This is a genomic window from Microcoleus sp. Pol11C2, assembly GCF_036701505.1.
In the GTDB taxonomy this organism is placed as follows: domain Bacteria; phylum Cyanobacteriota; class Cyanobacteriia; order Cyanobacteriales; family Microcoleaceae; genus Microcoleus.
The window spans coordinates 165924-177765 of the sequence record NZ_JAUBQX010000002.1 but is presented as its reverse complement, the minus strand read 5'-3'; the positions used below and the strand labels follow the sequence as shown (position 1 = coordinate 177765).

The following is an 11842-nucleotide window of genomic DNA, read 5'->3' as shown; positions in this document are numbered from 1 at the left end:
GAAAGCTTTAGCTCACCTACGATCTACTCGCCCGCCTGCCAGTAGTCTTAAACTACTAGCATTCAATAATTGCGGGGATTTTTTAATGTTTTTCCCCCGAGTGGCTTCTATCGTTTCCGATTGCACCGGAATGATATAAAGGACATGGCCGTGCCGTTTCCCTACCCATATTAATTGTAGGGACACGGCAGTGCCGTTTCCTGGCGGTGGGTAATATTAATTCCGAGGCTACGCGATTTGATATCACTTTGTTAAACAGGAATAATATTCTACCACATTTTTGATCAATTAAAAAATTTCATCAACTACTTAATTATTTTTTACAGTCGTTAATAATTTATGTTATTGAGGTGATGTGAGCAGTAGACTTTTTAGGTTGAGATGTTTGGTGCGTGTCTTAGTCAATAGTCCAGACTGTTTTTAGTTTGTAATCTGAAACCCGTGATTTTCGGTTGGTATTTCGAGTACGCGATCGCCTTGAAACCCTTATTCTACGGTTGGTAATCCAAAACAGCCCGCAGTATTGCTTAATAACGCAATATTAAAAGTTTTTCGTTCATTATTAATGAAGGAAAAACTTGTTATATCTTTAATTTACATCTCAACAATCAAAACTCTTTTCGGTGCATCCGCTGGCTGAGGCACTGCTAAATTGCCCCAGTTGCGGGATTTGTTTAAAGAACCTTGTGAGTGTGTTCGTGCTGTTTCACATTGTCTTCAGTGCGAATGATGCGCTCGGAGTTGAGCACCCTTTTGCGTTCTAAGGAATAAGTAAAGTCGTTGCGAACTGTTCCCAAGGGAATGTGAAGTTGAGCTTGGGGGCGGATTTTGTAAGTGCGGGCAGCAGCAATCGCCCGAAAGCCAAATTCTTCGCTAAACTGAGCTGATGTCGGGAATTCTGGCAACATTTTGGGTGTTTCGCCGTCGAGCACTGCTCCCAAAGTCGTCCCGCAAATCATTAAATAGGATGTGGGAATTCCCTTCAAAATTGCTTCTAAAGCTGCTGAGGGAATAGCTTCGATTACTTGCACTTCAAAAACTTCGCCTTCTTCTTTAATGAAGCAGGTAGCTACACCGACTGCTATGTAGTCGTCGGTGCAGAGATCAGGGGCGTTGGGATAAACTGTTGCAGTCGTCATAAGAAAAGCTTGGTAGTGTGGAAACCGGGAAGGAGAAATTAAGCGATTTGAGATTTGAGATTTGAGATTTTTTCCACGGTTTTTTTGGGGGATTTTACCTAAAAAATCTCAAACCGCCTGTTCTAATACCTAAAATTTTTGGCTTAAGCTCCAAGGAGCCGATCGCACGAGTGTGTCGATCGTACCACATCAAGGTAGATGCCGGATGATTCGGCAAGGATTCCCCGCCGCCACGACGTTTGCGGGAATATCTTTGACAACAACACTGCCTGCGCCGATCGTGCTATTGTCGCCAATAGTGACTCCTGGACAAATAATACTGCCGCCGCCAATCCAAACATTATTGCCAATATTAATTTCAGCGGCGAGTTCTAGGCCAGAAAGCCTCATTTCCGGGTCGGTGGGGTGAAGAGCGGTGTAAATTTGTACGTTGGGCCCACACAGTAAATTTTCGCCAATGTTAACTCGATTGCAGTCGAGAATCACGCAACCAAAATTCATGTACAATCCGTTTCCAGCATAAATATTGCTGCCGTAGTCGCAGTAGAAAGGTGGCTCGATTTCAACTTTTGGGCCAACTGCACCGAACAATTCTGCGAGAATTTCTAACCGTTTGTCTGGTTCGTCTTCGCGGGTAGAATTGTAAGTTCTGGCGAGGCGGCGGGCTCGCTGGCGATCTAAAATTAATTGCTCATCGGCCGCTAAATACAATTCGCCGGCGAGCATTTTTTGTTTTTCGGTTTTTTCCACAGTTTTTTCCAAGGTAAGAATCGGCGGTTGAAACCGCTACTTTACCAACGAACTTCCTTTCTAAGAGACTGAAGAATAATGTAGGGTGCGTAAGGGCGCACCTTACCGCTATAATTAGCGCGTCAGATCAGTTTTTGATGTTGCAGCATACATTTAGGGTTCAGGTTTTGACTGCAAACAAACAGCTAAATCCAGATTGGCTAATTTCTCAAAAGCTCGATCGATCGATCCTTTTCCCCGCAAAAAACCAGTATTTGCACCGGGACAAATATACTGTAAAGTTTCCGGCGAAAATTGCTCGACAATTGACTTCACGCTGTTAATTTGTCTAGGCCAGTGAAAAGTTTTTGCCGTCCACAGCGGTACTGGGGCGGCTTCTCGGTTGGGGAGCAAGTGCCTACCCGAAAACAGCACTCCACCGCTGCCACTATGATAAAGGCAAGAGGAACCAGGAGAATGGCCAGGAGTCCAAAATGCTTTGATTCGATCGCTCAAAACAAATTCTCGCTCAAAAACCGTCACCTTCAAACCCGGCAGTAAATAAGCTTCCTGCTCTTGAATCAGGATCTCGCACCCCGTGGCTTCCTGAATCTCCCCCGCCTTGGCGATAGCGCCACGGTGGGTCAGAAACAGCAGTCGCACGCCGCCGTGTTCCCGCAAAAATGTTTGGTTAATCTCATCCCAAGCGGGACAATCCACCAGGATGTTAGTTTGGTTTTCTACAATGAAATAGGCTGTTGCACCCAGGGTATCCCGGTTAGGCGGGAAAGCAAGGATATTGTCGAGCACGGGCCTGGGTTGTTTGGAGACTGAACTCTGTTGTTTCAAGGAAGTATTTCAGAAGGGAATGGGATAAATATTATGTTCTTTTTACTATGGTTGTTCGTATTGGGGCTGATATCGTACTTCTTGTTGCAGAACGGCACTAGCCGCATCACCCGAACTCCGGTATGGCTGCTGTGGCTGGTAATGATGGCGCCCGCCCTGATTTGGAGTGGTTGGATTTTAGTTTACGGCACGAGCAAAACTGTACCGCCGGAGTTGGTAATTATACCTTTTCTGGTTTGCCCTTTTTTGTATTGGTTTTTGGTACAGTTGGGGCGCAAGAGAATTACCGCCGAAACTGTTGAGCAGTTAGCAGACTCGGAGACTGAACCTGTAAAGCCAAAACCGCCCGTGCGCCCGATCAATCAAGAAGAAGAAGCGAGTTTGCGCGATTGTTTTCCTTGGTCAATTTACTTTTTGCGAGATTTGGAATTTCGGCCGCAGGCTGTAATTTGTCGCGGACAGTTGCGGACAAACCCCGAGGCTGCTTATCAGGCGATTCGGGAGAATGTGGAGAGGCTTTTTGGCGATCGCTTTTTAGTAGTATTTCAAAACAGCTTGAGCGGTCAACCTTTTTTTGCTATAGTTCCCAATCCCAGCCACCAATCTGGGGAAACTCCTGTCAAAACCGAATCTGTAACCCGGCCATTTTTCGCATTAGCTTTGCTGCTAATCACGGTGTTTACGACTACGCTTGTCGGGGCGCGACTTGCCGGAGTTACTGAACAAGCTTTGCAGTCCAACCCATCAATGTTGCTGCAGGGTTTGTCTTACTCGCTGGCTCTAATTACATTTTTGGGAATTCACGAATTAGGTCACTATTTAGCTGCCAGATTTTACCAAATTCGCACGACTTTGCCTTATTTTATTCCGATTCCTTTTTTCTTGGGAACTTTTGGGGCATTCATTCAAATACGGAGTCCAATTCCCAACCGCCGAGCTTTATTTGATGTTAGTATTGCCGGGCCCCTGGCGGGTTTAGTTGCGGCAGTGCCATTATTAATTTGGGGTTTGGATCATTCGACTCTTGTACCGCTGTCAGACAAGTCGGGAATGTTAAATTTTGAGTCTTTCAAACCCAATTTTTCGCTGCTGATGAGTCTCTTGAGCAAGTTAACCTTGGGCGGTGCTTTGAATGCGGAAACTGCGATCAATTTGCATCCGGTAGCGGTGGCGGGTTATTTAGGTTTGATCGTGACGGCGTTTAATTTGATGCCAGTGGGACAACTCGACGGCGGGCACATCGTACACGCGATGTTCGGCCAGCGAGCGAGTATGGCGATCGGGCAAGTTGCTAGACTTTGTATGCTGCTGCTTTCTTTTTTGGAACAGGGTTTGCTGCTGTGGGCGATTATTTTGTTTTTCACGCCACTAAACGACGAACCGGCGTTGAATGATGTCAGTGAATTGGATAATCGGCGGGATTTTTTGGGGCTAATGGCGATCGGGCTTTTGTTAATGATTTTGTTGCCGGCCCCCAGGGTACTCCTTGAATGGTTAAATGTTTAGTCTCAAGAAGGGGGAGGGGAAGGGGAAAGAGGAAGAAGGAAAAGGTTTATAAATCCTAGGGACTTTAGCATTTATCAACCCGCTCTTTCTAGAGGTGAGCATGACTCAGCGGCAAAATAGATATTGTTAAAAAACCATCATCAATATTGACAGTGAAACCATAGATGTGTTATTGTTTTTCCGGATTAGGGAGAAATTTACCCACTCCAAGTGCTGCCATAAGCGCGATCGGCTAGATTTGCTAGCTAGTAGCTAGGTAAATTGGGAAGTAGATTCAGGGGAATTGGCATTTCAAATTTAATTAAACAGGACTTACGCAAAGCCTCTACATATAGCGTTTTGTAGGGGCAATCCCTCCGTGGTTGCCTCTATCCATAGGACTGTTGCGTCTAGGACTATGGAATTTACCCTAGTCCCCTCGTCTTTGGTATAATGTGCGGGATCATTTAATAAAATTAAAATCGAGCTATGAATATTTTTGTACTTTCTTCACGTGCTTTAGTCTCAAATGTATCCTGGGATCCTGTTTTTGAATTAGAAAATATTGTTGTACGAACCTGTAACGCACAACTTTTGGTACCATCTGCCCGCGAGGTAGTCCAGTGGTCATCCACACTTTATCCGCTAGCTGCTCGAATAGTCCGTAAAGCCGTTAAGTCTACTACAGGTTTATATAATTTACCACTTTTACCTCAATTGTCAGACAAACCCAATGTTTTACTGATGATTGGTCTATCAGGAGGCGATCTCGAACTACTCTCAAGTATACCTAAGTGGAGGGAGCGTTTTGATGTTGTCGTCGCTTATATTTTCGATTCTTGGGCACCGGAAATTTATTCAAAAAATGTCTATCATTTAGATCATTTATTCGTTGCACTTCCAGAAATTATAGATGAACTGAAAAAACGTTTTGGTATACCAGTATCCCTGATCCCTTTTGCTGCTGATGTTCTCGCTCAGGGTTCGTGTCAACTCAAGCGTTCAATAGATTTAACAAGCTTCGGGCGGATACCTTCACAGTATGACACTGTGTTTCTCAATAAATTCAATCAACCTGGTTCCGAACAAATTTACTATAAATCTACGCCCAGAACAGCAGAGGAATTTCCGAAATTGCCTTACGAAGTGCGTAGAGACGAGCCAGATACTCTGCTACTATTTCACATTCTCAGACATAGCAAACTCACCTTGGCATTTGACACGCTCTATCCTGGTATGCGTCGGTTTCCTTACTCGTTTATTACACTGCGTTGGTTTTATGGTGCTGCAACTGGCGGTGCGGTAGTTGGGAAGCGTCCAACTACACATCTAATGGATGAGTTGATGAATTGGGAAGATGCTACTATTGAGTTGCCCGATGACCCGCAAAAAAGTGTTGAATTCATTAATGAACTTTTACAGGACGAGGGGAGGCTTAATTCTATATACAAACGCAACTATGTTGAAAGTTTAGCCCGTCACGATTGGAGACATCGGATTCAAAGTATGCTGGAAGCTGTGAAAATTCCTCTACCGCAGGGACTGCGGCAAGAACTGTCACAGATGAAGATGATTCATGAAAAAATGGTCAGCCGATTTTAGATTTGGGATTTGGGATTTGGGATGGGATAATTACTCCTGTCCTGAGTCTGCAAAGGAATGAATCTGGGGGGCCCGGGACTAAATTGCTTGATTGCCATGCCCGATCTGATTGTAGAGAAATAAAAGTGATAGATTTGAAGGGGATTCCGATCGACTTTGCCGTCGATTTATTTACCGCCCTAATTGGCAATACTTTGTTGGCGCTTGAAAGCGGAACGGAGTAGAGACGACTTAGTTTTTTCTATTGTTAGAAGCCAGTTAATCATTTGAAAACCCAGCCAGTCTTTATACGGAATTTTACATCGATTCGTATTGATAAACAAGAAATCACAGGTATCCATCTCAGGGAACAGGTATGAAAATGGGAGGCAGATAAAACCCAATTTTTTTAACTTGTTGGTAATTTTGTTAATTTCCTCAGTGCTAATAGAACCCAGGGTAAGCGCATCTCAAACGCTGTTGACCACTAAGCAGTAGCTGTTAATGCAGGGAAGGTGGCTGATAGTAAAGTAAGCATATAATTATTATCCATTGCTGCGCGCTTTGACTTTTGCTTAAGACTGGCCTTGAAAGTATGCTCACAATTGAGAATGTTGATGGCCGGCACGACGAACTAGAGCCAGATTATGAGGGGTCAGAAGGAAGCGTACACGACAAGCATCTTGGTTAAAAGTAACATTGCTCACCCCATGCAAGGAATTTTATATGTCCCAATGCTGGCGAAGAGCTCTAGCAATATTAGAACTGTTACTAGGTAAACTACTCAGATAAAATTGAATTTCATGGGTAGTCTGAGTTCGTAAATGTCGCAGGCGTTCAACGACAACAATCGTTTGTAATCTGGCCCAGTGTGCTGATTCGTGTAAAGGAGGCAATTGTTCACGTCAGAATGTCCAATATTTACGAATTTCAATCCGATGGTGACCAGCGGTGGTGATATGTTCCACTGGCAAGGGAAGAGTATTTTCAATTTGTAATCACTTAAACCAAGTATTCACATCTTGAAATAAAATAGGATGATTGGCTTTTAATGATAAAATGTAATCACCTTTACCTTGTTGAATGTGAGGGGATTTTTTTTTGGAGCGCCCATAGCATCCATAGTAATAATAGAGCCTTCGATATCAAGAATGTCCAATAAAATCGGGATACCCGTAATTTCATTGGATTTGTTGGGAATTTTTGTTTGAGCTAGTAGTAGCTGGGCGTGGGTTGACCAAGCACTCAGCAAATGTAATGATTTAGTACCAGCTTGACGGTCATAGGAACCCCGGGTTTCTTTACCATCAATAGCAATAAATTGAGAAACCAAATCATCCAGTACGAATTGCACCCATAGTTCCAAACATTCCTCGAAGTAGTCGGGACTAATTTTCTCAAAAACACGACGAAAAGTATCAGGGCTAGGAATAGCATTAGGTAGAGGCAGCAATGTTGACAACCAATCGTATTTACTCAAGCCCTAGAGTGCCATATCCTCCCAGCCATTACCGCCAGCAATAACTGCTAAAACTGCGATTGTGAGGATATCAGAAAGTTGGTGTAACAGAGTTCTGGTAGAACAATGATCTTGAATTAACGAGAAACAATCATGAAGGCGTTGAGCCAGACTGGTAACATCTGAATCTGAGGAATCAATAGTGGGCTCAGAAGAAGCAATATCTGGGGACATAAGCGAACACCCAAATATACTCAGAGCTTGTTTCGCACAAATTATTCTAATAATCTGTATCTTAAGCTACTTTATCAGGTGCGCTTACCCTGTAATAGAACCTAGCATAAAATTGTGAAACTCTATAGTTATCTGCTTAACATTGCAGAGCGTGGCATCGGTAGTTGAGTTAAAAACCCCTTCTTCAGCACCTTAAATATCAATCTTCAACAAATCAACTAACTCGAGGCTCTGGTTGTTCAGAAAAGTTTCTCAAGTGATACCATCCACTGATATCGCTCCCTGAAAGCCTTAGACAATAGTGGCTTCCTGACTAATACTGTTACATTCTCGATTATCTAAAATATATATTTGTAATTACTCCTTTCGGTCTGATATAGCATAATTAAAATTTTCAAATAAGCTATTTTTCGGGAGTTGAAAATCCACCAAATAAACTGCTTATATGGCGTAATACCAACAAGAGAAGTGGCGAGTTATTGGTTGTTCGCTAAATTCAGCGATTTCGACGCGTAAATCGCTGAATAAAGAGTCAGAATTTAGGCTTTTAGAAGAGTAGGAGTTTGGAAATTTCTCAATTATGAATGCTTTTTTCATAATGTATTTATCATTTCACTAATAAATTATAAAGTGTCATGAGTGGCGAAATAAATTAAGGTTAATAGCAAAAATCACAACTATGTGCGCCGGCTTTTGGTAGGAAAGTTAATTAATGGTAACAATACTTTGGTACGATATAGTCTGGCAGCTAAAGTCCAACATCTTAAATCTAAAATCCCGAATCGACATGAGCCAGCATTCAGACCGCATTGCCCCTCACGGCGGCATCCTGGTCAACCGCATTGCCACACTAGACCAAAGACAAGAATTTTTCGACAAAGCAGAGTCCCTGCCGCGAGTCCAGCTTTCAGATCGATCGATCTCCGACCTGCAAATGATCGCCATCGGTGCCCTGAGTCCCCTCAAAGGGTTCATGAACGAAGCGGATTATCGATCGGTCGTTAAACAAATGCGCCTCTCCAACGGCCTCCCTTGGTCGGTTCCCATCACCCTCTCGGTAACAGAAGAAGTCGCCGCCCCCCTGAAAGCTGGAACTTTAGTGCGCCTCGACTCACCGGCGGGCAAATTTGTCGGACTCTTGGAACTTGCAGAAAAATATCACTACAGTAAAGAAGAAGAAGCCGTCAACGTCTACCGCACCGACGACCTCAAACACCCGGGCGTCCAAGTAGTAGACAAATCCGGGCCCGTTAACCTCGCAGGCGACATTTGGCTGCTGGAACGCGAACTAGATGTCCGCTTTCCCCAATACCAAATTGACCCGGCGAAATCGAGAATGCTGTTCACAGAAAAAGGATGGAAAACCATAGTCGGTTTCCAAACCCGAAACCCCATCCACCGAGCTCACGAATACATCCAAAAATGCGCCTTAGAAACAGTAGACGGCTTGTTCTTGCACCCGCTAGTAGGGACGACTAAGGATGACGACATCGCCGCTGACGTGCGGATGCGCTGCTACGAAATTCTCCTAGAAAAATACTATCCAAAAGATCGCGTAATTTTGGCAATTAATCCGGCGGCGATGCGCTACGCCGGGCCGCGAGAAGCAATTTTTCATGCTTTAATCCGCAAAAACTACGGCTGCACTCACTTTATCGTGGGGCGCGATCACGCTGGAGTTGGCGATTATTACGGCACTTACGATGCCCAACATATTTTTGATGAATTTGAGCCGGGAGAATTAGGAATTGTGCCGATGAAATTCGAGCACGCTTTCTATTGCACACTGACGGAACAAATGGCTACAACTAAAACAAGCCCAAGCACTCCCGAACAACGGGTGCATTTGTCGGGAACCAAAGTTCGGGAAATGCTGCGCGCTGGAAAATTGCCGCCGCCGCAGTTTTCCCGACCGGAAGTCGCCGCAGAATTAGCCAAGGCCATGAATATTTTCAATTACGAGATTTAAATCTTGAACTTGGGTGTGGGCGACATTCTGCAGAGTTTTGAATTTTGAGTTTTGAGTTTTAAATGGGAAATTTTCAACTTAAAGCTCAAAAGTTAAAACTTAAAAACTCCCTTAATACTAAACACTCACAATCTAATTAATTCCCCTAAAATTATTGAGGGGAATTTAACTTAAAATTCAAAACTTAAAATTCAAAGCTATTTAAAAATGGGACTCAAGCGGCGGGAATTTTTGCAGCAAGCTGGCCGGGTGCTGGCCGCCATCGGAATCAGCGAGGTCCTGTGGCTGCCGTTGGGCGATCGCTACCTCCAAGCCTTAGCGCAGCCGACAGCCAGGAAATTGGCTTTGTTGGTTGGCGTTGACAAATATCCAGACTCGCCCCTGCACGGCTGCGTCACGGATGTGGAATTGCAGCGGGAACTGCTGATATATCGGTTTGGGTTTGTGCCGTCGGACATTTTGACTTTGACTGACGCTAAAGCTACGAGGGAGAATATCGAGACGGCTTTTGTAACTCACTTGACTCAACAAGCAAAACCCGGTGACGTGGTAGTTTTTCACTTTAGCGGCTACGGTAGCCGAGTCAGTTTGGGCGAGTCTCCCGGAAAAATGCAAAACAGTTTGGTGCCGGCGGATGATGTTTTGCCGTTGTTAGCAAACCGGGCGGTGAACGATATTTTAGAGGAAACGCTGTTGCTGTTGATGCGCTCGCTCGCGACAGAAAATGCGATCGCCATCCTCGACACCAGCTACACCTATCCGGGTTTCCCCAAAAACGGCAACTTTCGCATTCGCTCCCGCCCCCGCCCCACCATCGGCGAGCCAAGCCTCGCAGAATTAACGTTTGCCCAAGACCTTCGCTCCCGCCCAAATCTCCGTCCGGACGCCGCCGTACTTGCCGCGGGCGCGAATTCGGCACTCGCCGCCGAACAAGAGTGGAACGGATTTACCGCAGGTTTGTTTACCTACGCCCTCACCCAAACTTTGTGGTGGGCAACTCCCGCTAGCAGCTTCAGCGTCACTTTCGGCCGCGCTGCGGGTACAGTCGAGCAAATCGCGGGGTTATCGCAGCAACCGCAAATTCTCAATCACGATTTAACAACCGCGCCGGGGGTGAATTTTTCAAATTTAATCTTGAATTCCCCTGCATCTGACGGCGCTGTGACGGCGGTGGAAGAGGGGGGCAAAACTGTGCAGTTGTGGCTGGGCGGGTTGTCGCCGGGGGTTTTGGAGTGCTCAGGGGGTTCTGTGTTTGCAGTGGATTCCTCCGAGGGCGCGAGGCTTTTGCTGCGGGGACGCACGGGTCTCTCTGCCAAAGCCCAAGTTTTAGATGGGTTCGATCGAACAGACGGCCAATTAACAGTCGGCGAACTCGTGAGGGAAGAAATTCGGGTATTGCCGCGAAACATCGGTTTGACAGTAGCTTTGGACTCGGGTTTGGAACGCATCGAGCGGGTAGACGCTACCAGCGCCTTTGCGACTGTGCCGCAAGTTTCGGCGGTAGGCAGCGAGCAAGTGGCTGACTGTCGGTTCGGCAGAGTCCCGGAAACAACTTTAGCCGAAACAGTCTCGCCTCACGAGCCTGCTTTGTCTCAAAGCCGTTACGGTTTGTTTTCTTTGGCTCAAATGCTGATTCCCGATACTGAGGGCGACGGGGGAGAAGCAGTCAAGGTGGCGGTGCAGCGCTTGACTCCGCAGTTGAAAGCGCTGCAGGCGGGGAAGTTGCTGCGGCTGACAGTCAATGAGGGGTCTTCGCGCCTGAAGGTGCGGGCGGTTCTGGCAACTCTCGCACCGCAAGCGCGGGCTGTGGCGCAGCGAGAGCCGGTGCGGGCCGGCGGTGATTATCGGCTGGAACCGCTGAGCGGGGAAAATGAGAAATCCGCAAGCGGTCATATACTAAGTTTGCCAGAAGGCAGCCGAGTTCGGTACAGATTGTATAACGACAGCGATCGCCCGGTTTATTTTGCGGTGTTTGGCTCCGACAGCGCGGGACGGCTGTCAGTGCTCGGCACTGAGGGCAAAGAATCTGTGGGGGTTATGTCGCGGGCGATCGCTCCTGGGGAGAATTTGACCGTGCCGGCGGCTGGGGCGATCGGGTGGGCGGTATCTGGGCCGATCGGAGTTGCGGAAACTTTCATTATATTTAGTGATAGTCCCTTCGCTCAAACTCTGGCTGCAATAGAAGCCGAAACGCAGCAAACGAGGGATGCCCTGCCAATTCGAGTGTTGTTGAATCCTTTAAATGTGGCGCGGGCGGTACTCGAAGATTTGCACGCCGCTAGCATTCCGGGGGTGCAGAAAGTGGGGATATCGACGGATGATTGGGCTTTGGATGTGAATGTTTGGGCAACGCTGAGTTTTGTTTATCGAGTGGTTTAATTGAAAAATGGGGACTTG

The 11842-nt window shown here is 46.1% G+C and carries 7 protein-coding genes and 1 pseudogene; 4 read left to right on the top strand and 4 right to left on the bottom strand.

The window, feature by feature from the left end; translation table 11 throughout:
* Positions 1–674: 674 nt before the first annotated feature.
* From QUA42_RS02260 to QUA42_RS02250, 3 genes are all read right to left on the bottom strand, one after another.
* The gene (locus QUA42_RS02260; RefSeq protein ID WP_242722350.1) at positions 675–1139 is read right to left on the bottom strand and encodes a hypothetical protein; all 465 of its coding nucleotides are present in this window, start codon (positions 1137–1139) and stop codon (positions 675–677) included.
* Positions 1140–1328: 189 nt separating this feature from the next.
* Positions 1329–1889 carry a sugar O-acetyltransferase gene (locus QUA42_RS02255; RefSeq protein WP_333134718.1) on the bottom strand — a complete coding sequence of 187 codons (561 nt, stop codon included), beginning with the start codon at positions 1887–1889 and terminating at the stop codon, positions 1329–1331.
* A gap of 153 nt (positions 1890–2042) precedes the next feature.
* A complete protein-coding gene (locus QUA42_RS02250) occupies positions 2043–2717 on the bottom strand; it encodes an MBL fold metallo-hydrolase (protein ID WP_333134716.1) in 675 nt (224 codons plus the stop codon).
* A 33-nt stretch (positions 2718–2750) separates the two neighbouring features.
* Here QUA42_RS02250 and QUA42_RS02245 point away from each other — a divergent pair, with 33 nt between their 5' ends.
* Entirely contained in the window at positions 2751–4223 is a 1473-nt protein-coding gene (locus QUA42_RS02245) for a site-2 protease family protein (protein ID WP_333134714.1), read from the top strand.
* Between the two features lie 468 nt (positions 4224–4691).
* Complete coding sequence (locus tag QUA42_RS02240; protein ID WP_333134712.1) at positions 4692–5804, top strand: glycosyltransferase; 1113 nt, start codon at positions 4692–4694, stop codon at positions 5802–5804.
* A 1027-nt stretch (positions 5805–6831) separates the two neighbouring features.
* Here QUA42_RS02240 and QUA42_RS02235 read toward each other — a convergent pair.
* Positions 6832–7476, bottom strand: a pseudogene (locus QUA42_RS02235) (ISAs1 family transposase).
* Positions 7477–8263: 787 nt separating this feature from the next.
* Here QUA42_RS02235 and sat point away from each other — a divergent pair.
* Positions 8264–9445: a sulfate adenylyltransferase gene (sat, locus tag QUA42_RS02230; protein ID WP_333036400.1), complete on the top strand. Its 1182-nt coding sequence runs from the start codon at positions 8264–8266 to the stop codon at positions 9443–9445.
* 207 nt (positions 9446–9652) lie between these two features.
* Positions 9653–11824, top strand: a complete 2172-nt coding sequence (locus tag QUA42_RS02225) for a caspase family protein (protein WP_333134710.1) — start codon at positions 9653–9655, stop codon at positions 11822–11824.
* Positions 11825–11842: the final 18 nt, after the last annotated feature.